The organism is Candidatus Spongiihabitans sp. (assembly GCF_965237845.1).
In the GTDB taxonomy this organism is placed as follows: Bacteria; Pseudomonadota; Gammaproteobacteria; order Arenicellales; family Poriferihabitantaceae; genus Spongiihabitans.
This window is the reverse complement of sequence record NZ_OZ250154.1, coordinates 939,773-961,837: the sequence shown is the minus strand read 5'-3', so window position 1 is coordinate 961,837 and position 22,065 is coordinate 939,773. Positions and strand designations below refer to the sequence as shown.

Annotated in this window: 21 protein-coding genes, 3 tRNA genes and 2 pseudogenes; 3 read left to right on the top strand and 23 right to left on the bottom strand. The window is 47.5% G+C overall.

Going from position 1 to position 22,065, the window contains the following annotated elements; translation table 11 throughout:
* Positions 1–138 precede the first annotated feature (138 nt).
* The 9 genes from moaA to ACPXXB_RS04645 form a co-directional block, all read right to left on the bottom strand.
* Positions 139–1,179, bottom strand: a complete 1,041-nt coding sequence (gene moaA / locus ACPXXB_RS04685) for a GTP 3',8-cyclase MoaA (RefSeq protein WP_423909933.1) — start codon at positions 1,177–1,179, stop codon at positions 139–141.
* 99 nt (positions 1,180–1,278) lie between these two features.
* Positions 1,279–1,527 carry a MoaD/ThiS family protein gene (locus tag ACPXXB_RS04680; protein WP_423909930.1) on the bottom strand — a complete coding sequence of 83 codons (249 nt, stop codon included), beginning with the start codon at positions 1,525–1,527 and terminating at the stop codon, positions 1,279–1,281.
* 28 nt (positions 1,528–1,555) lie between these two features.
* Entirely contained in the window at positions 1,556–1,885 is a 330-nt protein-coding gene (locus ACPXXB_RS04675) for a hypothetical protein (protein WP_423909927.1), read from the bottom strand.
* Positions 1,882–2,130, bottom strand: coding sequence for a MoaD/ThiS family protein (locus ACPXXB_RS04670; RefSeq protein ID WP_423909924.1), 249 nt, complete (start codon positions 2,128–2,130; stop codon positions 1,882–1,884). The genes ACPXXB_RS04675 and ACPXXB_RS04670 overlap by 4 nt, the downstream gene beginning before the upstream one ends.
* A gap of 76 nt (positions 2,131–2,206) precedes the next feature.
* A complete protein-coding gene (locus tag ACPXXB_RS04665) occupies positions 2,207–3,451 on the bottom strand; it encodes an NAD(P)/FAD-dependent oxidoreductase (protein WP_423909921.1) in 1,245 nt (414 codons plus the stop codon).
* Positions 3,452–3,468: 17 nt separating this feature from the next.
* Complete coding sequence (locus tag ACPXXB_RS04660) at positions 3,469–3,945, bottom strand: hypothetical protein (protein ID WP_423909918.1); 477 nt, start codon at positions 3,943–3,945, stop codon at positions 3,469–3,471.
* A gap of 51 nt (positions 3,946–3,996) precedes the next feature.
* The gene (locus ACPXXB_RS04655; RefSeq protein ID WP_423909915.1) at positions 3,997–4,401 is read right to left on the bottom strand and encodes a hypothetical protein; all 405 of its coding nucleotides are present in this window, start codon (positions 4,399–4,401) and stop codon (positions 3,997–3,999) included.
* A 91-nt stretch (positions 4,402–4,492) separates the two neighbouring features.
* Entirely contained in the window at positions 4,493–6,349 is a 1,857-nt protein-coding gene (locus ACPXXB_RS04650) for an aldehyde ferredoxin oxidoreductase family protein (RefSeq protein WP_423909913.1), read from the bottom strand.
* Between the two features lie 12 nt (positions 6,350–6,361).
* Positions 6,362–6,838 (bottom strand): 4Fe-4S dicluster domain-containing protein, encoded by a 477-nt coding sequence (locus tag ACPXXB_RS04645; RefSeq protein ID WP_423909910.1) that lies wholly within the window; start codon positions 6,836–6,838, stop codon positions 6,362–6,364.
* Positions 6,839–7,024: 186 nt separating this feature from the next.
* On the opposite strand from ACPXXB_RS04645, the pseudogene ACPXXB_RS04640 reads away from it, so the two are divergent.
* A pseudogene (locus ACPXXB_RS04640) lies at positions 7,025–7,378 on the top strand (IS1595 family transposase); the annotation flags it as partial.
* Positions 7,379–7,384: 6 nt separating this feature from the next.
* A pseudogene (locus ACPXXB_RS04635) lies at positions 7,385–7,498 on the top strand (IS1595 family transposase); the annotation flags it as partial.
* A 41-nt stretch (positions 7,499–7,539) separates the two neighbouring features.
* Here ACPXXB_RS04635 and ACPXXB_RS04630 read toward each other — a convergent pair.
* From ACPXXB_RS04630 to ACPXXB_RS04565, 14 genes are all read right to left on the bottom strand, one after another.
* Positions 7,540–7,616, bottom strand: a tRNA-Pro gene (locus tag ACPXXB_RS04630).
* A 69-nt stretch (positions 7,617–7,685) separates the two neighbouring features.
* Positions 7,686–8,069, bottom strand: coding sequence for a MerR family transcriptional regulator (locus ACPXXB_RS04625; protein ID WP_423909908.1), 384 nt, complete (start codon positions 8,067–8,069; stop codon positions 7,686–7,688).
* A gap of 5 nt (positions 8,070–8,074) precedes the next feature.
* Positions 8,075–8,461, bottom strand: coding sequence for an integration host factor subunit alpha (locus ACPXXB_RS04620; protein ID WP_423909905.1), 387 nt, complete (start codon positions 8,459–8,461; stop codon positions 8,075–8,077).
* A complete protein-coding gene (gene pheT / locus ACPXXB_RS04615; RefSeq protein WP_423909902.1) occupies positions 8,461–10,863 on the bottom strand; it encodes a phenylalanine--tRNA ligase subunit beta in 2,403 nt (800 codons plus the stop codon). The genes ACPXXB_RS04620 and pheT overlap by 1 nt, the downstream gene beginning before the upstream one ends.
* A 12-nt stretch (positions 10,864–10,875) precedes the next feature.
* Positions 10,876–11,916, bottom strand: a complete 1,041-nt coding sequence (gene pheS / locus ACPXXB_RS04610; protein ID WP_423909899.1) for a phenylalanine--tRNA ligase subunit alpha — start codon at positions 11,914–11,916, stop codon at positions 10,876–10,878.
* 220 nt (positions 11,917–12,136) lie between these two features.
* Complete coding sequence (gene rplT, locus ACPXXB_RS04605) at positions 12,137–12,496, bottom strand: 50S ribosomal protein L20 (protein ID WP_423909896.1); 360 nt, start codon at positions 12,494–12,496, stop codon at positions 12,137–12,139.
* A gap of 15 nt (positions 12,497–12,511) precedes the next feature.
* On the bottom strand, positions 12,512–12,709 hold the full coding sequence (rpmI, locus tag ACPXXB_RS04600; RefSeq protein WP_423909893.1) for a 50S ribosomal protein L35: 198 nt from the start codon (positions 12,707–12,709) through the stop codon (positions 12,512–12,514).
* A gap of 178 nt (positions 12,710–12,887) precedes the next feature.
* Positions 12,888–13,382 carry a translation initiation factor IF-3 gene (gene infC, locus ACPXXB_RS04595; protein ID WP_423909891.1) on the bottom strand — a complete coding sequence of 165 codons (495 nt, stop codon included), beginning with the start codon at positions 13,380–13,382 and terminating at the stop codon, positions 12,888–12,890.
* Between the two features lie 125 nt (positions 13,383–13,507).
* Positions 13,508–15,406: a threonine--tRNA ligase gene (thrS, locus tag ACPXXB_RS04590; protein WP_423909888.1), complete on the bottom strand. Its 1,899-nt coding sequence runs from the start codon at positions 15,404–15,406 to the stop codon at positions 13,508–13,510.
* Between the two features lie 151 nt (positions 15,407–15,557).
* A tRNA-Val gene (locus ACPXXB_RS04585) sits at positions 15,558–15,634 on the bottom strand.
* 71 nt (positions 15,635–15,705) lie between these two features.
* Positions 15,706–15,796, bottom strand: a tRNA-Ser gene (locus ACPXXB_RS04580).
* A 120-nt stretch (positions 15,797–15,916) separates the two neighbouring features.
* Positions 15,917–16,585, bottom strand: a complete 669-nt coding sequence (gene pdxH, locus ACPXXB_RS04575) for a pyridoxamine 5'-phosphate oxidase (protein ID WP_423909886.1) — start codon at positions 16,583–16,585, stop codon at positions 15,917–15,919.
* Positions 16,586–17,070: 485 nt separating this feature from the next.
* On the bottom strand, positions 17,071–17,553 hold the full coding sequence (ssb, locus tag ACPXXB_RS04570) for a single-stranded DNA-binding protein (RefSeq protein WP_423909883.1): 483 nt from the start codon (positions 17,551–17,553) through the stop codon (positions 17,071–17,073).
* A 176-nt stretch (positions 17,554–17,729) separates the two neighbouring features.
* On the bottom strand, positions 17,730–18,926 hold the full coding sequence (locus ACPXXB_RS04565; protein ID WP_423909880.1) for an MFS transporter: 1,197 nt from the start codon (positions 18,924–18,926) through the stop codon (positions 17,730–17,732).
* 92 nt (positions 18,927–19,018) lie between these two features.
* Between ACPXXB_RS04565 and uvrA the strand changes: the two genes are divergently transcribed.
* Positions 19,019–21,880: an excinuclease ABC subunit UvrA gene (gene uvrA / locus ACPXXB_RS04560; protein WP_423910962.1), complete on the top strand. Its 2,862-nt coding sequence runs from the start codon at positions 19,019–19,021 to the stop codon at positions 21,878–21,880.
* The last annotated feature ends 185 nt before the right edge of the window (positions 21,881–22,065 follow it).

Genomic DNA, 22,065 nt, shown 5'->3' with positions numbered 1-22,065 from the left:
CTTTATAAAACAATTCGCTGGCAAATCCAGTCGCGGTATCCAATCCGTAGGCATTCAGTCCATAGTACGGAGGTAGTCTAAGGATAATTGTATTCCTTGTTTCAGATAATCGAATAAAACTCAAGCAAGCCGAGCCTGCTAACCGCCGATATAGGACATTTCGACTTTTTGGGATTGTTTCCCAACCGATCTTGTTTTCAAGTTTCCCGCTCTTAATTTTTGTGTTCTTAACATCGAATATTGATCGTCGCGCCCGGCCCATATCGATGATATTTTTTCCCTTATTTCAATCTCAGACATGCCTTGGGATAACAGTTGTTTCAGATTATAGCCGGAAGTCGCAAACAAACACGTGAATAACTCGCCTTTGGCGGATAATCGGGCGCGGGCGCAGTCACCACAAAATGGTTGGGTTATTGAAGATATGATGCCGATTTCCCCCTCGCCGTCGACAAATCGCCACCGTTTTGCGACTTCACTCGAATAATTTGCCCCAACAGACCGTAATGGATAGATTGGATTGATCCGATCAATTATTTCCCGGCCGCTCAATACCTTATCCATGCTCCAGCGATTGTGGTTGCCCACGTCCATAAATTCGATAAATCGTAATATCGCGCCAGTGCCCCTGAAGTTTTTCACCATGGGCAAAATGTCGCCATCATTGATGCCTTTTTGCACAACCATATTGATTTTGACAGCCTCAAACCCGGTCTCCAAAGCGTGGTTTATGCCATCCAGAATGTCCTGTAATGGATAAGGGATCTGGTTGATTTTCTGATAAATCTCCGGCGTCAACGCATCCAGGCTGATATTGATTCTACGGATTCCGGCTGCCCTCAATGATCTCGCGCGGGATTGGGTCAACAGCGAAGCATTGGTTGTGATCGTAATATCTTCAATAGCGGGAATCTCGGACAGCATGACAATTAGCCGCTCCAAATCCTTGCGCAACAGCGGCTCGCCGCCGGTCAATCGAATTTTTCTAACGCCAAGCTTCGCAAAAACTTTGACCAGCGTTTCGATCTCATCGTAGCGCAGTAACGCGCCGGATTTTAGAAACGGGTAACGCCTGCCGAACACACTTTTTGGCATGCAATACCCGCATCGAAAATTACATCGGTCGGTAACCGAAATTCTCAAATCGTGGAGCGGGCGGTTATGCGTGTCTGTTAACAATTAAATATCCGAAAACGGGCTTGTCGGCGAAACAGGATACACCTATTTCCCCCCCTTTATCACAGTCCAGCGGCATCAATCCGGGTATTATTTTATGGATTATCCGCCCTGAATAGTGGGCCATATTGACAAAACGTCACCCTCTCGCAGGGGTTGGCTACGCGCTTCAACGGGCAGGAATACGCCATTGCACATCATCATTTGCGCTTCTTCCCGGGGCACTTTGTAACGCTCCAACAACTGATTTGGAGTCTGCGTATCACTAACCGTCAGCTCAATAGCATTGCCATCCGCAGTATCCGGCAGATATTCCATCAAACTAGAAAAAAACTTGATTGTTATGTTCATTTATTTATGTGCATAGATTCATCTTCATTTAGCCGCCGCCTCGATGCAAATATTTTTTAAATCGATCCATAAATTTTCTATATTGGATTTCAGAGAAATTTTCGAATTCAATAGCGATTGCTGTCACCGGCAATTTAATCGATGCAATTTCCCGTGTTTTCTCCGGCTCAAGATGCAAATAGGCAACGCGATTCTTAAAGGATAAGGCAAAGGATGTGGCATAACTGCTTTGGGTTAGTCTGCTGACAACATATGGTGCAACTGCCGATGGCAGGCACTTGAGCAATTCGGCGTGGGAAAAGCCGGTCTCAGAACTGTACGCCCAGCGACTATAAACATGACGGCCGCCGACACTCATCCTCCCGCAACAGGCGGCCAGATTGCCAGCGTGTCATGCGACTTCAGCGGTCTATCCCGGCCCGCTTCATCGACATAGACACCGTTAATTAAAACCAAATGCACTTCGGAGCGCGGCACACAATAGGTGTCGATTAACTGGTATGGGGTGGTATTTTCCGCAACATCGAGTGTAATTGCATTTTTCACCGCGCCATCCGGCAAATAGCCCATCAACGTTGCGAATAACTTAAACTCGATTTGCATGGTTCGACTCGGCAAATTTGTTCAAACTATGCTGGTCTGAGTTATCCTGGCGCCTAACTAGCTGAACTACCCTGAGCTAGCCCTGGGTCGTAGCCAGATAGGCCTCCATCACTAACAGTGGATTGTCCATCAGTTTGTCTTTCCATTGGCCCAATTTAAACCGGCCCTGCACTAAACCACGGAGCACGCCGATATGTTGGGTCATTCCCAGGGTATTGGCGCCCACTAACCGATCATCATCAAATTGAAGCCGGATGTAACGAAAATTATCTTGGTCCACCAGGGTTGCGCTCTGTCCCCCTTTAACGCCTTCCCATTGGCCATATGAGGTTGAAATCAGTCCAATGGTATCCAATACGTTCATGAGTACGCTGCCTTGATGACGCACCGAGCCATGATTAAACATATTATTTGCCGCAACACGGCCATGCTCGACGGCAGTCGGCTGTATCGCTTGAACGGTGTATTCGCCGGTGGAAAAATCCTTGCCACAAGCAACATCCCCGGCAGCATAAACATCTGCGACCGAGGAGCGCATATACTCATCAATGACCACTGCACCGTTGGAAAGCAGCACCCCGGAACCTTCTAAAAAGGCGGCATTGGCACTCACACCCGCCGCTGAAATTACTAATTCCGCCTCCACTTCTCTGCCGCCGCTGACTTTCACATTGACACTGTCACCCGCAGATTCAATGGCTTCAACTTGGGAGCTGGTCATGACGTTCACGCCTTTTTGCTGGCACCACTTTTCAAGCAGGGCGCCGCAGGTTTCATCGAGCATTCTAGGCACCATGCGATTACCCATCTCGATAACAGTCAGGTTTGCGCCCGAGGAAACCAGCGCCTCCAAAATGATGCAGCCAATAAAACCTGCGCCAATGAGGACTACGGATGCGCCCGGTTTAATGCCGTTGGCAATTTTTCTGGCATCTTCCAGGGTCCAGCAACTGGTCACTTTTTCATGCTCAATGCCCGCAATCGGTGGCGTTACCGGCCGTGAACCGGTGGCAACAAGCAGATTGTCGTAGGCCCGCGAACCGCCGCTTGTCAACACCAATTTTTTTGATGACGGGTCAACGGATTTAACCGTATCCACCACAACCTCGATCGCGCTGTCCTTAAAATGGCGCGCCTGCTTACGCAGATGGGTGCCTGGTTCATCGATGTTATTGATCAGCAAATAAGGAATCGCCATTCTGGAATATGGCGGTTCAGGCTCATCGCCGATAATCGTTATTTCAGCGGTGGCATCCAGTTTGCGTAGCGTCTCAGCGGCAACCACGCCGGCCGGGCCTGCACCTAAGATAATGTGTTTCATAGTGACAAAAAATTCCGCTAGTTGCTGGAGCGAATGAAAAGCACACTTTCAATTCTCTCAAAAGCATTTTGGTAGACCTTCGCATCCAATATGGGTGTGTCTTGTTTGCTATTCTGCCCGTATTCCGATGAAGTTGACTTTTTGGCAACGATGTTCAGCCGAATTTTGGTAATCTGTCCGATTTCCTCAACGAAAGCGGTTGCTATGGTTTGCGAATTAACGGCTATCCCTGCAAAAGCATCCCAAAATCCGGTGGTGTTATTAGTTGGGCTTTCCGCGGTAATAAACCCAGTATCCTTGTCCGCGGTTTTGACGATATACCCCAAATCCTGGAACACCGACAACACGCTCGGAAACACAACTGCTTTTGTTTCCTCGTATTCACGCGACTGCAAGCTTTGGATTTCCAGCGGGGTCAGTTTCGGTGCTTGGGGGGTTATGCATCCTGCTACCAAGACGACTATAAAAACTACAGCAAACTTAAGACTGTTCATGACTGAGTCATAATAAAATGGAAAAGTTGGAATATAGGTAAAAAAGAAAAATTAAAAATTGGAAGTTCGGCTACGAAAATCGTTCACGACATCATTCTCATCAAACTTGATGATCAAAGTCATCATCCGGGAACTGCTTTCAAACCCCGATACCTGCGAACTTTGTCCCACCAAAATCAACGTCCAGTAGCCAGACTGCGCTGAGGATTGCGACACTTGTGCAGCGCGTTGGTAAGTCCAAACCTCGCGCCCTGCCCCGTCACGAGTGGTAATGTTGGGGGCGCCAAAGGTTTCCAGTACTTCCGCTTTCGTGGTTTCCCCCACCGCCATGGTCAACTGTACATTGCCTTGCGTTAGTGCCGAATTTTGTTTAGTGAGCGACTCTGGCGGCTGCACACAACCGCTCACCAACAATCCACCGCAAACTGTTAAAGTTGCGAACGTAATTTTGTTCATACGGGCTAGGATATCCTATAAATGAATACGGAAATGAGAAAATAAGGGGTGATGAAACCACGATTAAGCCATTATATGTCAACCCGCACTTCTACGCCGGCAACGAAAACTGCTGACGAACCGCATCGGTGAGTTGACCATCTTCGCTCCAACCACGCAGTGAATAATATTCCGGCAGCATTTCATCCAGTCCACAAACCTTGCCTTTGGCCGGGCCTGTCTTGGCAGCCTCTTTCAGCAACCTTGGCGGCAGGGTATCGTCGGCGCCGGTCAGCCCGGCTTTCAAATTATAATCTCGTTCAAGATTCCAGATTCGCTCGCCGGCTTCAAGCAATCGCTCGACGCTCCAATCGCCGTCGCAGGCGGCGTCAATTTGCGGCGCCATATTATCCAAAGTCCAAGCGAATGTGGTGAATAAGCAAAGCCCCATGGAATCAACCGCGGCGGTGGCATCCTGAAATGCCTTGACCAATCCGGCTTTGCCTTCGGTGACCAGAGGATCGGTTTTTTCGGGAATGCCGAGCACTTCTGAGGCCACGGTATAGCTGCGTAAATGGCAGGCGCCGCGATTTGCGGTGGCATAGGTCAGGCCCATGCCCTGAATGCCACGCGGGTCATATGCCGGGAACTCCTGACCCTTGACCGTCATTGACAATTCGGGATGGCCATATTTTTCACAAAGCCGCTTGGACCCCATGCCTAAATCCTTGCCAAAACCCTCCCCGGTTGCCACTTTTTCAGCGCACCAAGACAAGGCTTTAGCGGATCCAAAGGTTAGTTCCATCCCGTCGGTCTGTTCTGTGGTAATCGCGCCGATGTCAAATAACTCCATCGCCGCTGCTACGGTCGCACCAAACGAGATGGGGTCGAAACCATCTTCATTGCATAAAAAATTGGTGTAGGTAATCGCATCAATATCATCAACGCCGGTATCAGCGCCCATCGCCCAAGCCGCTTCGTATTCCAGTCCGCCGGAATTACCCCAGTACTCCGGTTTGTTTTCCACGGTGAAATGCTGTTTATCGATGGTCGAAATCCGCCCACACGCGATGGTGCAACTAAAGCATGCGGCATTGGTGGTCAAATTAGGCTTGCCATCGCTTTCGCGGGCTTCGAGCATGGCTTCCCCGGAAATGTTATTGGCGCCGTCAAACTGAACATCACGCATGTTATTCGCCGGTAGCGCGCCGACTTCATTAATAACGTTCATCAACACCTGAGTGCCCAGCGCGGGAAGACCCTGGCCGGTTACCGCGTTATCCGCCAATACCTGCTTTTGCTCGGCAACGCTTTTCATGAATCGAATCGGATCTTTAATGTTGCCCACGCCGCGGTTGCCGCGCACCATTACCGCCTTTAGATTTTTCGATGCCATCACCGTGCCCACGCCGGAGCGACCGGCCGCGCGATGCAGATCGTTGATGATGCCAGCATACAGACATCCGGCTTCGGCAGCGCGCCCCACTGCGGCAACTCTAATCTGAGGATCCTGATACTTTGCATGGATAAGCTTGTCGGTTTCCCAAACCGTCTTACCCCATAAATCATCCGCAGGCACCAGTTCGGCAACTTCATTTTCGACCCGCAACATCACCGGGGATTCGGATTTGCCTTCAAAAATAATCATGTCCCAACCCGCGAATTTGAGCTCTGCGCCGATAAATCCCCCGGAATTTGAACACGCCACAGCGCCGGTCAACGGACTTTTGGTGATGACTGAATAGCGACCACCGGTTGATGCCGTGGTGCCGGTGAGGGGACCGGTTGCAAAGATCAGTTTATTGTCAGGCCCGAGCGCATCGCATTTAGGGTCGGTCTCTTCGACCAAATAACGGGTGCCGAGCCCCCGTTGTCCAATATATTGCGCGGCCCATTCCATGTTCAATGCCTCTTCGGCAACCACACCTTTGCTTAAATCTACTCGAAGTACTTTTTTTGTCCAAGACATAACATTATCCTCCTAGTTTACTGAAGCTGAGTTATCGGTTTTCGCTGCCCAGGCTCGCATTTTTTCGAGCCCGGTTGCGTCGGCATCCACATAGGTAATGGCCTCAGTCGGGCAGGCAGCGACACATTGAGGATCACCGCCACATAAATCACACTTAATAACTTTTCCGGTGTCCTGATTGTAATTAACCGTTCCGAATGGGCAGGCGATGGTGCAAACTTTGCAGCCAACACAAACAGAATCGGCCACCACCATGGCCCCGGTTTCTCTGTTCATGGTGATTGCTTCGACCGGGCATGCATGCAAACACCACGCTTCATCGCATTGAGTACAGGTATAAGGCACGAATCGGCCTTCATCATGAAACGTAAAAACCTTTATTCGTGATTTTGCCGGATTAAATACGCCTTCGTTTTCATATGAGCAGGCCATTTCGCATTGTAAACAACCGGTGCATTTTTCAGGGTCAATATAAAGTGATCGTTGCATGCTTATTCTCCAAGATTGGTATCGTTACATGGCTCAATAACCTGCAAACCGATCATTGAGCGTGGTTTTATTGGGAAACTATATCACTTCATTTTGCTATATTCAATACTTAGACTTATTTATTGGGCGCATACTACTGTTATCCGTTGGATAACAATAGATCTAGGGTCTTAACTAGTTAAGACCCTAATTAATAAGTGCGACAGAGCAACATTACAAAGCATTATCAAGCAAAGAACCAGTACTGATAGCGTGATTAATGCCGATGGCTGGCGAGGGTATAATGGTTTAGTGGATTTTGGGTATAAGAAGCATTATAGAGTGCATCATGGGATGAATGAATTTGCTCGGGGTAATTCCCATATTAACGGCATGGAATCATTCTGGGGTTATGCTAAAACGAGGTTATCAAAGTTTAGAGGAATGGATAAAAAAATGTTTGAACCACATCTCAAAGAATGTGAATTTAGATTCAATAATCGCAAGCAAAATCTTTACAAAATATTGCTTGAAATTTGTAGAAAAAAGCCGCTTAACTAGTTATGACCCAAAAATGTGTTTGAATTACACCTTAAAGAATGTGAATTTAGGTTTAATCATAGAGGGCAAAATCTCTACGAGATTTTGCTTAAAGAGTTAAGAAAAAGGCTTCTTAACTAGTCAAGACCCATTCTTATTATTTGATTTATTTGGTCGGGTATTGGTCGGGGTGAGAGGATTTGAACCTCCGACCACCGCAACCCCATTGCGGTGCGCTACCAGGCTGCGCCACACCCCGAATAATTTAAGATTTTAATATTGGATATTCTAGTGGCCCCGGTTAACTGGAAGGCCGCCCGCAAAGAAACTAGCTCAGAATTTCCTGCACCTCGGTCAATTCCGTAACAAGCAGGGACACCATCTTGCTCGTATCTTGATTGGCAACCGCTGGTGAGGATGCCGTTGTCGTTGTTTCGTTTTCGGAAGCAAGTTGTTCAAGGCGAATTCTCGCACCGCTAATCGTAAATCCTTCAACGTAGAGTAATTTCCGGATATGCCGAATCAGTTTAACTTCATGGCGCTGATAATAACGACGATTGCCTCGGCGTTTGACTGGTTTTAATTGCGGGAATTCCTGTTCCCAATAGCGCAATACATGCGGTTTGACCTCACATAATTTACTGACTTCACCAATAGTAAAATATCGCTTGGTAGGGATTGGCGGCAGTTCAAAGCCGCTTGGATCAAGCATTGTCACTATCTTTTACGCCCCAGCTTTTGGGTCAATTCAAACGAGTTATCGACTACATTTTCCTTTAATTGCTGACTCGAACGAAAAGTGACCACCCTCCTGGCGGAAATTGCCACTGCTTCCCCGGTCTTTGGATTACGTCCCGGCCGGGAGGTTTTGTCCCTAAGCGTGAAGCTGCCAAATCCAGATAGCTTGACCGCAGAACCACGCTCTAAAGATAAGCGAATTTTTTCAAAAAACAATTCAACAAAGTCCTTGGCTTCGCGTTTGTTCAATCCGACTTCATCAAACAATGTATTACCTAAATCTGCTTTTGTTACGGTCATCCAGGTTTTACTCGTAGCTACTTTTGTGTATTTTAGTTTGGTTCTACGTTTATCAACTTCGACCATTATTTTCGAAGACGAGCATCCATTTTTTGTTCAAGCACCTCAACAATTTTTTCCATAACCGCTTCTACTTCCAAGGCAGTAAGATTGCTTGATTCTGACTGAAAGGTCAAGCCGAAAGCAAAACTTTTCTTGTTTTTTTCCAGATTATCACCTCTATAGACGTCAAATAATTCCAAATTCCTTAATAATCCACCAGCGGATGAGCGCACCAACTCCATGATTGGTTGTACATTAACTGTCTGGTCCACTAAAACTGCCAGGTCCCTTTGCATCGACGGGAATTTGGAAATATCCAAAAAAACAGGCAATAAACAGGAGGACAATGGCTCAAGATCAATTTCAAATAGATAGACTGCCTGATCAAGATCATAAATTTTTTGATGGGATGGGTGCAACTTGCCCACAAAACCAATTCGTTTTTTTCCGATGAAAATTTGTGCACATTGCCCCGGATGCAACGCAGGATGCCGAGCTTGTTGTAACTGAAAATCAGCCGTGGATCCGGTTAGATTGATTAATGCTTCAAGATCGCCTTTTATATCAAAAAAATCAACTTCAGCAGCTTGACTAGCCCATTGCCGGGGTAAGGATATTCCGCTAATTAACCCGCCAAGACGTGATTTTTCTTCACTTTTTCGAGAATTTTGCGCCTTTGCATAGACATGACCTGTCTCAAATAATCGTACCCGATCTTCCTGACGATTTAGATTCGATTTCAGGGCTTCCAACAATCCGGGCCATAAACTCTGACGCATTACCGACATGTTATCAGCGATCGGATTTATCAAACGGATTGCATCACTTTTGTTCAGCAATTGTTGTTGAAATTTTGAATCGACAAAACTATAAGTAATGGCTTCATGATAACCCCGATGAATCAGGGTTTGTTTAATGTCGTATAAAGAAAGTTTGTTTTCAGGATGGGCGCCTATTCCAGATTCAGTATCCGGCATACGCGGCGGCACTTTTTCGAATCCAAAACAGCGACCAACCTCTTCGATCAGGTCGTGTTGACCTTGAATATCATATCGCCAGCTTGGCGGCTTAACCTGCCAACCAATTTTCGAACTCTTTACCGACATCCCCAAATTTTTCATTATCGATACGATTTTGTTATTCGGAACAGTCATACCCAACACCCGATAAATTTCAGATTTATGAAAAGCAATATCAGGAGTCTTTGGCAATGATGATTTTTCCACTGTATGGGTCACGGGCCCGGCTTGCCCGCCCGCAATGCCAACAACCAATGCTGTCGCCCGTTCCATTGCCTTGAGTTGAAGCTCGCTGTCAACCCCCCGTTCAAATCTATGCGAGGCATCGGTGTGCAGGCCTAATTGTCGCGCTTTGCCCAAAATTACGGCGCAGGAAAAGAATGCGGACTCGAGGTAAATATCCCTGGATTTACCGGAAATCGCGGAATTGGCAGCCCCCATAATTCCAGCCAGGGCGATGGCCTTGCTTTGATCGGCAATCACCAGATCATGTTTAGCCAGTTTTACCGAACTACCATCCAATAGTTTGATTTTTTCGCCATTCTTCGCCATCCGCACGACAATACCGCCTCGAATTTTTTTTAGGTCAAAGGCATGCATGGGTTGGCCGAGTTCGTGCATGACGTAATTGGTAATATCGACTATGGGATTAATGCTACGCATCCCGGATCGACGTAAACGCTCTACCATCCAATCAGGCGTTTTCGCCTGCATATCGATATTCGTTATGGCGCGACCGACATAACGCGGACACCCTTCTGGCGCTTTTAACTGAACTTTAAGCGCCGTTCGGGAAACGATCTTAGCTTTAGAAATTTCGGGAATATTCAGATTTGCCCCGGTCAGTGTCGCCACTTCCCTTGCCACCCCGGCAATGCTCAGGCAATCCCCTCGATTCGGCGTTAGTTCTAATTGAAAAACATAATCCTGCAAATCGAGATAATCCCCGACCGCTCTACCCACATCCGCACCAGAATCAAATTCAAATATTCCATCAGAGGAATCTGCGAGGCCCAGTTCCGCGGCAGAGCAAAGCATGCCATTCGATTTGACCCCGTGTATTTCTCGGGCATGTATTTCACCGGCAGACACTTGCCTCCCCGGCAATCTAGCTTTAGCCAGTGCCACCGCGGTTTTCATACCGGTTTTTGCATTGACCGCACCACATACAATGGAAAGATTCCTGGATTTACTCACATCGACTTCACAAATCTGGAGATTAGTGGCATTTGGGTGGGGTTCAGCTGAGACAATTTGCCCGACGATTATTTTCTTATTATCCAGCGAAGGCCCTGCGGATTCCACCGAATCCACCTCTAGTCCTGCCAGCGTCAATCTCTCTGCCAATTCGTCGGAACCGATTTTGGGCGAAGCCCATTCTCTGAGCCAGGATTCGCTAATTAACATGCTTGCTAGTCATTAAAATTGCCTTAGAAACGCCAGGTCATTGCTAAAAAACAAACGCAAATCATTAACCCCGTAACGCAACATCGTAAGACGCTCAACGCCGATCCCAAAGGCGTATCCGGTATATATTTTGCTGTCGATGCTGCCGTACCGCAACACCTCTGGATGAACCATGCCGCAACCTAATATTTCCAGCCATCCAGTTTGCTTACAAATTCGGCAACCCTTGCTTTCACAAAATACACATCCCATGTCCACTTCGGCTGAAGGCTCGGTAAACGGGAAATATGAAGGCCTGAATCTTACTTGCAAATCTTTTTCAAAAAACTCGCGGATAAAATGAATCAGTATCCCTTTGAGATCGGCAAAAGTAATGTCCGTATCAATGGCCAGACCTTCGAGTTGATGAAACATCGGCGTATGTGTCACATCTGAATCGCAACGAAAAACCCGTCCCGGCGCAATCACCCGAATCGGAGGTTTGTTAATGCTCATGTAGCGGATTTGCACCGGTGAAGTATGGGTGCGTAGCACGACATGATCGTCTATATAAAAAGTATCGTGCATCGCCCGGGCCGGGTGGTTGGCCGGGATGTTTAACGCTTCAAAATTATGATAGTCATCTTCAATCTCGGGCCCGGTCGCGATGTCAAAACCGAGCCGAGCGAAAATTTCTTCCATACGTTTCAAGGTGCGCGTAATCGGGTGCAATGTGCCTGCTACTTGTCCTCTTCCCGGCTGGGTAACGTCGATGCATTCGTTTTCGAATTGACTGGAAATTGCCAGCGCTTCCAACTCCTGGCGTCTGGATTCCAGCAACTTAAGAATTTGGGACTTTATTTTATTGACTTCCTGTCCAATTCCCTTGCGTTGCGGTGCAGCCAATCCACCTATCTGTTTCAATCGTTCGGTGACAACGCCTTTTTTACCCAGGTACCGGACACGTAAATTATCCAGCTCCGACAACGTCTCGGCATTACTGACAGCGTCATGGGCAGTGGCGTACACGCTGTCCAGCGATTGATTTGACCGGGTTTGGTGAGTGGCAGACACTATAATTAAATATTACATAATCAGATAGTTACAATAGTATCTTAATCTAAATACTAAAATTAAAGGAAGCAATCCTCAAATCAAATTTCGGATAAAACCGATATCAACTCCAGAGATTACTCTGTAAAAGGACTATCTCCTCCGATACAGACTGATCGATAAGTTGGTTTTTTAATCCTTTGTATTATTTCTGCCGGCGCAACTGACTATCAACTGGCTATCAACTAGCCAATGCCCGCTTCGCCTGATCCACTAATTGACTGAATGCAGGTTTATCGTGAATGGCCATATCGGCTAGAACTTTGCGGTCCAGTTCAATAGCGGCTTTGTTCAAACCTGCAATTAATCGGCTATAACTCATTCCATTGTTACGCGCTTCAGCGTTTATACGGACAACCCACAGTGCGCGAAACTGGCGTTTTCTCTGTCGTCGATCACGATAGGCATATTGCCCAGCTTTATCAACCGCTTGCTTGGCCACTTTATATAAACGACTTCGAGCGCCACGATAACCTTTAGCTTGCTTAAGGACTCTGATGTGCCGGGCCTTTGCGGTGACCCCTCTTTTAGTTCTTGGCATATTCTCGTCTCCGGATTAGGCGTATGGAAGCAGCTGTTTAATAGCGGCATGATCTGCAGCATGAACCAATGATCCGGAACGGAGATGACGCTTCCGCTTGGTCGATTTCTTGGTCAGAATATGACGTGAGTGAGATTGTGAGCGCTTGAACTTTCCAGTCGCTGTGAGTTTAAAGCGCTTGGCGGCGCCCCGGTTTGTTTTAAGTTTTGGCATCTTGACTCCAGTATTTTGGTGGCGTCAGGTAACGCCACAATTATTAAATAATAACGATGGTAGTTCTGGAATGGACTACTTTTCGTTGTTCTTACCGATATATCGTAATTACAATATCGGGCACATATACATATTTACAACAGACACTTGCAACGGTCGCTTGCAACAGCCGTGAAGGTTATCCCCTCTTTGGCGCCAGCACCATAACCATCTGGCGACCTTCCAGCGTAGCCGCCTGCTCAACTTCTGCAATTTCCGCTAAATCTTTCTCAACCCGATTCAACATCAGCAACCCGAGTTCCTTATGCGCCATCTCCCTGCCACGGAAACGCATAGTGACTTTAGCCTTGTTCCCGACTTCGAGAAATTTAGTCAGCTTCCTGACCTTTATATCATAGTCGCCGACATCCGTTCCCGGGCGAAATTTAATCTCTTTAACGATAACCTGTTTTTGTTTCTTTTTTGCGCCGTGGCGTTTCTTACTCTCGCTATAGAGATGCTTGCCGTAATCCATCACTTTGCAAACTGGGGGATCCGCATTAGGTGAAATTTCCACCAAATCCAGATTCACTTGTTGCGCTGCGAAAAAGGCTTCTTTCAGCGCCAGTATACCTAATTGCCCCCCATCCAATCCGATAACCCGTACCGGATCGCTTTTAATTTGATCGTTCACACAAATCGGTTTTTGTTTTGCTATGTCTGCTTCCTCATAATGCTTATCTTACCATTCGCCAACAAAATAATCTGGAGAATAATCCGGTTTCAAACGTGATTATCCAGCGTCGACTAACCTGATTTTTAAGCGTCATTACTTAGGGAATCCGCAATGAACTGCTCAACAGACATGCAACCAAGATCTTCTCCATCTTGCGCCCGAACGGCTATGGACTTTGTTTCAACTTCCCGATCGCCTACTACAAGCAGGTATGGGATACGCTGTAACGTGTGCTCGCGGATTTTAAAGCCAATCTTTTCGTTTCTCAAGTCCGATTCCACTCTGAAACCCTGTTTTTTCAGTGTATTTACAATTTCTCGGGCATATTCAGACTGTTTGTCGGTAATATTCATGACCACGGCTTGAATCGGTGCCAACCAAACCGGGAATTTACCTTCCCAGTGTTCGATCAAAATTCCGATAAAACGCTCAAATGTCCCGAGTAACGCACGGTGCAACATGACCGGCGTTTGCCTGCAACCCTGTTCGTCAACATACTGTGCATCGAGTCTGCCGGGCATGGAAAAATCCACCTGCATAGTGCCACATTGCCAAACCCTGCCGATGCTGTCTTTCAAAGAAAACTCAATCTTCGGTCCATAGAATGCGCCCTCACCTTCCAGCATTTCCCATGGCAGGTTTTTGTCATTTAATGCTTGTGCCAATGCCGCTTCGGCTTTGTCCCAGATTTCATCGCTGCCAACTCTATTATCAGGGCGGGTGGCCAGCCGATATACAATTTCAGTAAATCCCATGGCCTGGTATACGTGATGCAAAAAGTCAATAAAGTCTCCAACTTCGCTTTGTATTTGTTGTTCGGTGCAAAAAATATGGCCATCATCCTGTATGAATCCACGTAACCGCAGCAAGCCATGCAGAGCTCCGGATAATTCATTGCGATGACATGACCCGAATTCCGCGAATCTTAACGGTAAATCACGATAGCTTTTCAGTCCCTGGTTGAAAACTTGAACATGGCATGGGCAGTTCATCGGTTTGAGCGCAAATTCCCGACCCTCTGAGGCTACCGAAAACATGTCGCTGCCAAATTTATCGGCGTGACCTGAGCGTTTCCACAAGGAGAAATCCACCACTTCCGGGGTATTAATTTCCTGGTAGTTTCGTTTGCGTTGTTCGGCGCGCATGTATTGCTGCAACACCTGATACAACGCCCAACCCTTTGGATGCCAGAACACCATGCCCGGCGCTTCTTCCTGCATATGAAACAAATTTAATTGCTTGCCGAGCTTGCGGTGATCTCGTTTCTCAGCTTGTTCAAGTTGTCGGAGGTACGCTTTCAGTTGTTTTTTGTCAGCCCAGGCAGTACCGTAAATTCGTTGCAACATTTCATTGTTTGAATCACCACGCCAATATGCGCCGGCAACCTTCATTAACTTGAAGGCTTGCAAATGCCCGGTGCTCGGAACATGGGGTCCGCGACATAAATCGATAAAATCATTTTGTTCATAGAGCGAAACTTGTTCTGTTTTCGGGATGCCAGCGATGATTTCGGCTTTATATATTTCGCCCTGTTGTTCAAAAAAGGCGGCCGCCTGAGCGCGATCCATCACCGATCGCTCAACCGGATAATCCGCTTTCGCCAAATCCGCCATGCGTTTTTCGATGGCATCAAGATCGTCTTCCGAGAATCCCGGGGCATAGGAAAAATCGTAGTAAAACCCATTTTCAATCACCGGGCCAATCGTAACCTGAGTTTCTGGGAACAATTGCTTAACCGCCTGAGCTAACAAATGCGCGGTCGAATGCCGAATGACATCCAATCCAGCGTCGTCTTTTGCGGTAACGATTGCCAATTCGCAATCTTCTGTCAACAAAACGCCGGTATCTACAATTTCACCATTTACCTTGCCGGCGATTGCAGCTTTGGCAAGGCCGGGGCCGATATCTTTGGCGACCTCGGTAATGGTTAATGGATTATCATAAGAACGAACTGAGCCGTCGGGAAGAGAAATTTGTGGCATTACACTACAATAGTTGTGGCAATAATATTTATGGCACCCTGTCGGTGGCTCTCACTACTAAAGAGCGCGCGTGTTATCAGACGAAGCAAAGCTTAAAGTCATTGAAATGTGAAACGAAAGCACAAGGTGCAATCAACCAAACAGATGATTTTGGTAGGCACGAGTGGATTCGAACCACCGACCCCCACCATGTCAAGGTGGTGCTCTAACCTGCTGAGCTACGCGCCTGCCGAGAGCGCGGGAGTTTACACATTATAAGACCCCAATTCAATAAATTGCATCAGTCCACCAGACTTGGTTGGCGGAGAGAGAGGGATTCGAACCCTCGATACGCTATAAACGTATACACACTTTCCAGGCGTGCTCTTTCAACCACTCAGACACCTCTCCACTATTCACCTGGTTAGTTTTACCCGGTTTGTTCGCAGCCACAAAGGCGGCGAAGGGTATAACAAGATTTTCTTTATAACAAGTTGCCAGCCCCTGTGCCAGACCCTCTTGGTATTGCGGCTATGGAGATAACCGTACAATTTCCCATTGTTTATCTTTTCGGGGGTTATCTTCCAGGGCGTTATCTTTTTTGATGTAGAGAATTCGATCATGCAATCGGTGGGCGCGCCCTTGCCAAAACTCAAAACGCTCAGGACTGATATGGTAGCCACCCCAAAATGTCGGTAGCGGTATTTCCTGGTCGCCGAATTTTTGTTCTATTTCTTGTTGTTGTTGTTCGAGTACATGCCTCGACGCAATCGTCTCGCTTTGACGAGAGGCCCAGGCGCTGATCTGGCTATCTCGGGGCCTGGACTTAAAATATTCGCGAGATAATTGGTCGTTGACCCGACTCACCGTGCCTTCGATGTTTATTTGACGATGCAGTTCATACCAGGGAAACAATGCTGAAACCTTATTATTCTCTGCAAGTTGCTGTCCCTTGCGGCTATAGTGGTTGGTGTAAAAAACCAAACCATCATGGTCGCAGGATTTCATCAGCACGGTTCGCTGGGATGGCTTGGATTCTTCCGACACTGTGGAAAGGCAAAATCCATTCGGTTCGGCGATGCCCGAATCAACCGCCTGCTTAAACCATAACCGGAACTGCTCAACCGGATCTTTGCAAACGTTATCCTTGCTAATTCCCGCATCAGAATATTGTTTTTTAAGCTTCTTTACGTTTTTCATCTATGACAATAATGCGTAGGCACTCTCAACCAACCAAATCCGGATTATACGGTCTTAGTTGTCATTTGTGGGTGAAAGCTGTTTCACCTGCGCCGACGTACTCAATACAAGAAAACAAGTTTAGAGCGTAATGGATGGCATCAAAGGCGGTAGGTTTGTTGCTTGCAATAAAAAGCCCAAGCCGTTACGGCTTGGGCTAACCCTGTGTCATGCAAAGAAATTCCATGGCAATATCAGTATCCGGTTTATGCAATTACGCATTCCGATACCACTCAACACTCAGTCCTTCCCTATGAGCCTGCCTATCTTTTTATCCAACCCATTGGTCACATGTTCTTGGGTAATTGGATTATCCATTGCTTACAAAAATAATTATGTGACTTTTGTCACACTTTAACCATTATTTTCGCTCTATTTACGGTCGTCGCTGTCGACAAAATTGGGTAAATCCGCCTGCAACAACCCGAAACCTCTAAAATCGCCCTCTAAAACGGGATGTCATCATCAAAATCGTCTGCTGCACTAGCGGGTTTCGCCGCCGATTTTCCAGGCATCGATTTTGCAGATGAAGTGTCCGACGGCGCGGACTGATCGAAGTCCGCATCGCCAGAAGCCATTGAACTTCCGCCGCCCTTGCTTCCCAGCATTTGCATTTCATTACCAACAACCTCAGTAGTGTATCGATCCTGACCGCTTTGGTCCTGCCACTTTCTGGTTTGTATTCGCCCTTCAACGTAAATCTGCGATCCTTTTTTCAAATATTCCCCGACAATTTCCGCCAGGCGACTAAAAAAGACGATTCTGTGCCATTCGGTTCGCTCCTGCTGCTCCCCGGTTTGTTTGTCTTTCCATGAATCAGTAGTTGCCAGGGTAATATTTGCTACTGCCGCACCACTTGGGGTGTAGCGGATTTCCGGGTCTTTCCCCAAATTTCCCACTAGTATGACCTTGTTAACACCTCGTGCCATTGTTGACCTCCTTAGATCTTAATATGTTGTTCAATGTTGGCGTCATCGTAGACTTCTTCGTCTGCATCTAAGCAACCACTGTCTCGCCACAAACAATAGTTGCATCCTCAATTCCGTTGAGTTGCTCTATTCTAGCAATCCATTCGCTTCTTTGCGAGTGTTTAAGCGCTCCAATTTTAATTGCTTTTAGTCAGCTTAAAATTGGTGGCAAAACAGGAAACCAGCAGCCATCCAAAAACCGCAATGCTGCAAAAAACAAAAACACCGGTTACGCCCTGCCTTCCAAGTATCCATCCTCCCGCTAATCCACCCAAAAATATTCCGGAAAATTGAAAGGTGTTATAAATTCCGATCGCGGTGCCCTTGCTATTGGCTGGCGCTAGTTGGGACACCAGGGAAGGCAGCAATGACTCCAGGGCATTAAATGCGCTAAACAATAAAGTGAGCGACACCAGTAACCAGGCTAAAGAATGATCTTGACCGATGACTAGCGCTACCAGGGAAATGAGCAGCAGGGAAATTGCCAGCCGATAGGCGATGCTCACGAATTTCGGTTTAGAGCCGATGATGACAAACGGCATCATGCCCAATACCGATATCAACAAGATCGGCGTGTATAGCTTCCAGTGCTCGGATAGCGACAATCCACTTTGCGTTATCAGCAAATTTGGTAATACCAAAAACAGGGCGGTTAAAACAAGGTGCAATATTAAAATGCCAAAATTGAGCGGCATCAATTGAGAATTTTTCAGCGCGCCTTCAATCTGACCCCGAATCGGGGCATGCTGGTTGCGCTCTGCGGTCGGCACGACATCCGGAACTACCTTATACAGCACCAGAATTGCCATTACCGCCAACACCGCAATCAACCAAAACAATCCATCGACGCCCATAATGCTTTGCAGGATCGGGGCTAAAATCAAAGACATCAGAAAAGTGGATCCGATGCTAATCCCGATGATTGCCATGGACTTGGTACGCTGCTCGCTACGGGTTAAATCTGCATTCAACGCCAGCACAGCCGCGGATATCGCACCGGTACCCTGCACCGCCCGGCCGATTATCAGCCATTCAATTGAGTCCGACAGCGCCGCTATAATGCTGCCCGCCGCAAATATGATTAACCCGCATGTGATTACTTTCTTGCGATCAATTCGATCTGACAACATGCCGAATGGCAGTTGAAAAATTGCCTGGGTTAATCCGTAAACCCCCAGCGCCAACCCCAGCAATACCGGTGTCGTTCCGCTCAGTTCATCAGCATAAATAGCCAGCACCGGCAAAAGCATAAATAAACCGAACATGCGCAACGAAAAAATACTGGCCAGCGAGAACACCGCTTTGCGCTCGGCCGGCGACATCGGTTTAGTCATCGGCTTGAAAATATTTTCCAATTAGTTATTGCCCGTGCTCAAAGGGCGGGTATAGTATCAGGTTTGCTTTTTGAAATCGGAATGTTGTGACCATAGAAAAAATTCAAATTCGCGGCGCCAGAACCCATAACTTGAAATCGGTCAATCTCGACCTACCGCGCAATAAACTGATTGTCATTACCGGATTATCGGGATCGGGAAAATCTTCTCTTGCGTTCGATACCATTTACGCTGAAGGACAGCGGCGTTATGTGGAATCCCTGTCCACTTATGCACGGCAATTTCTGTCGATCATGGAAAAACCGGATGTGGATTTGATCGAAGGGCTGTCCCCGGCAATCAGCATAGAACAAAAATCATCTTCTCACAATCCACGCTCCACAGTCGGCACCGTAACCGAAATATACGACTACCTGCGTTTGTTGTTTGCAAGAATTGGCGACCCCAAATGCCCGCAGCACGAGGTTACGCTGGAAGCACAAACCATCAGTCAGATGGTCGATTTGATAATGGATCAACCTGAGGGAGCCCGATTGATGCTGCTGGCGCCCATGATAAATAATCGCAAGGGAGAATTCCATCAGTTGCTCGGTGAGCTGCATTCCCAGGGTTATATACGAGCCATCATTGATGGCCAAACCGTTGAGTTGGATAACCCGCCAAAACTGGATAAACGCTATAAACACGATATCGACGTGATTGTCGACCGCCTGGTGGTTAGAGAGGGTAATCAACAACGACTTGCGGAATCTTTTGAAACCGCGTTGAACCTTACCGACGGAACAGCCACAGTTGCGGTGCTGGACGATCAGAAGAATGTTCAACAAACTCTTTTGTTTTCAAGCAAATTTGCTTGTCCACACTGCGGATACAGCCTGGATGAGCTGGAGCCCAGACTGTTCTCATTTAACAATCCTGCTGGCGCCTGCGGAGATTGTGACGGCTTGGGCGTGCGCCAATTCTTTGATCCCGACCGTATTGTGCATAACCCTGAATTAGCATTGACCGCTGGCGCAATTCCAGGCTGGGACCGGCGCAATGGCTACTATCATACGCAACTTGCATGTCTGGCCAAACATTATGGATTTGATGTCGAAGCCCCGTTTCACACACTGTCAAAAAAGCACCGGGAAATTGTATTTTATGGCAGTGGCAATGAGCTGATTAATTTTGTCTATGCAAGACCGGGCAGGAAATTTGAGAAACGGCATGCATTTGAAGGCGTCATAAATAATTACAACCGCCGCTACCACGAAACTGAATCATCCGCGGCGCGGGAAGAGTTGGCCAAGTACATGAGCGCCAAAATATGCGATGGCTGCAGTGGCAGCCGATTGAGGGCCGCAGCTCGTCATGTATTCATTGAAGGGCAAACCATTCAGGGATTAACAAAATTGCCGGTGGGGAAAACGCTGGAGTTTTTCGAGAACCTTGATTTGCATGGCAGGCGGGCTGAAATTGCGCACAAAATTGCACAGGAAATCAAGGCTCGACTGGGATTTTTAATCAATGTGGGCCTGAATTATTTATCCTTGTCCAGAGCCGCAGAAACTTTGTCGGGTGGTGAAGCACAGAGAATCCGACTGGCATCACAAATTGGATCCGGTCTTGTCGGGGTCATGTATGTCCTGGATGAGCCTTCGATAGGTCTGCATCAACGAGACAACGCCCGATTATTAAAAACCTTGTTTCATCTCAGGGATTTAGGCAACACCGTTATTGTCGTCGAACACGACGAAGAAGCGATTCGAAACGCAGACCATGTCGTCGATATAGGCCCGGGCGCAGGCACTCATGGCGGCGCCATTGTCGCCCAGGGCAAACCGGATTCAGTGATTAACGAAAAAAATTCCATTACCGGACAATTCTTGAGCGGTAAGGAGCGCATCGAAGTTCCGTTATCCCGTACAGCCGCGGACCTGAATCGAATGCTTGAAATTGTCGATGCCACCGGGAATAATTTGAAGAACATATGTGCAAAGATTCCGGTGGGATTGTTTACTTGCATAACCGGTGTATCCGGGTCTGGAAAATCCACTCTGGTCAACGGCACGCTGTACCCTGCCGTGGCCCAGCAGTTGAATCTGATACGGGCAAAGCCGCTGCCTTATGCAACGATATCCGGTCTTGCTCATTTCGATAAAATTATTTCAATTGATCAAAATCCAATCGGCAGAACGCCACGCTCGAATCCAGCCACCTATACCGGATTGTTCACCCATATTCGTGATTTATTTTCCAACACCCAGGAATCCAGAGCCCGCGGCTATAAACCTGGCAGGTTTTCATTTAACGTAAAAGGCGGTCGCTGCGAAGCTTGTCAGGGCGGTGGATTGATTCGCGTAGAGATGCATTTTCTGCCTGATATTTACGTTCCCTGCGACGTCTGCAAGGGCGAGCGCTATAATCGTGAAACCCTTGAGGTCCGCTATAAAAGGAAAAACATAAGCGAAATTCTGGAAATGACGGTTGAAGACGCTGCGGTATTCTTTTCAGCCATTCCGGTGATTAAGCGAAAACTGGACACTTTGCTTGATGTCGGGTTGGGATATATTACCCTTGGGCAAAGCGCGATCACGCTTTCCGGCGGTGAGGCACAACGCGTGAAACTTTCTCGGGAACTGTCAAAACGCGATACCGGGAGAACGCTCTACGTATTGGATGAACCTACCACCGGTCTGCATTTTCATGACATACGCCAATTACTGACCGTCCTGCACCGATTACGAGACCACGGCAACACGGTCCTAGTCATCGAGCATAACCTGGATGTGATAAAGACTGCGGACTGGATTTTAGACCTGGGGCCGGAAGGCGGCGACGGCGGCGGAGAAATTGTCGCCTTCGGCACTCCTGAACAAGTCGCAAAAGTTAAAGCATCATATACAGGCGCTTACTTAAAGCCGCTGTTGCGGCGGAGACAGGGAAAAGCAGATTCAAGCACGTTGCGGTAACTGGAATCTGATTTGGTCGCTATAGACAGGACGAAGAATCCAAAACGGATAAGCAGGCGCCCGGCTGACGCTACAATATCCGGGTAACGCCACTTGTCAAGCAGAGTCGTACTATTGTCAGCGCGGTTTAGGCTGTGCTCTGCTCGAAACCAGTGAATGTGCAGTTTTAGCGGTTTTCCTGGCGT

Bases quoted from the DNA above. Each gene is read 5' to 3' on its own strand.
- rpmI (WP_423909893.1), bottom strand. From the start codon at position 12,709: ATGCCAAAACTTAAAACAAACCGGGGCGCCGCCAAGCGCTTTAAACTC.
- thrS (WP_423909888.1), bottom strand. From the start codon at position 15,406: ATGCCACAAATTTCTCTTCCCGACGGCTCAGTTCGTTCTTATGATAAT.
- ACPXXB_RS04675 (WP_423909927.1), bottom strand. From the start codon at position 1,885: ATGAGTGTCGGCGGCCGTCATGTTTATAGTCGCTGGGCGTACAGTTCT.
- rplT (WP_423909896.1), bottom strand. From the start codon at position 12,496: ATGCCAAGAACTAAAAGAGGGGTCACCGCAAAGGCCCGGCACATCAGA.
- pdxH (WP_423909886.1), bottom strand. From the start codon at position 16,585: ATGAAAAACGTAAAGAAGCTTAAAAAACAATATTCTGATGCGGGAATT.
- ACPXXB_RS04650 (WP_423909913.1), bottom strand. From the start codon at position 6,349: ATGTCTTGGACAAAAAAAGTACTTCGAGTAGATTTAAGCAAAGGTGTG.
- ACPXXB_RS04680 (WP_423909930.1), bottom strand. From the start codon at position 1,527: ATGAACATAACAATCAAGTTTTTTTCTAGTTTGATGGAATATCTGCCG.
- pheT (WP_423909902.1), bottom strand. From the start codon at position 10,863: ATGTTAATTAGCGAATCCTGGCTCAGAGAATGGGCTTCGCCCAAAATC.
- ACPXXB_RS04620 (WP_423909905.1), bottom strand. From the start codon at position 8,461: ATGGTCGAAGTTGATAAACGTAGAACCAAACTAAAATACACAAAAGTA.
- ACPXXB_RS04670 (WP_423909924.1), bottom strand. From the start codon at position 2,130: ATGCAAATCGAGTTTAAGTTATTCGCAACGTTGATGGGCTATTTGCCG.
- ACPXXB_RS04660 (WP_423909918.1), bottom strand. From the start codon at position 3,945: ATGAACAGTCTTAAGTTTGCTGTAGTTTTTATAGTCGTCTTGGTAGCA.
- ACPXXB_RS04565 (WP_423909880.1), bottom strand. From the start codon at position 18,926: ATGACTAAACCGATGTCGCCGGCCGAGCGCAAAGCGGTGTTCTCGCTG.
- ACPXXB_RS04655 (WP_423909915.1), bottom strand. From the start codon at position 4,401: ATGAACAAAATTACGTTCGCAACTTTAACAGTTTGCGGTGGATTGTTG.
- ACPXXB_RS04625 (WP_423909908.1), bottom strand. From the start codon at position 8,069: ATGCTTGATCCAAGCGGCTTTGAACTGCCGCCAATCCCTACCAAGCGA.
- ACPXXB_RS04665 (WP_423909921.1), bottom strand. From the start codon at position 3,451: ATGAAACACATTATCTTAGGTGCAGGCCCGGCCGGCGTGGTTGCCGCT.
- ACPXXB_RS04645 (WP_423909910.1), bottom strand. From the start codon at position 6,838: ATGCAACGATCACTTTATATTGACCCTGAAAAATGCACCGGTTGTTTA.
- ssb (WP_423909883.1), bottom strand. From the start codon at position 17,553: ATGGCACGAGGTGTTAACAAGGTCATACTAGTGGGAAATTTGGGGAAA.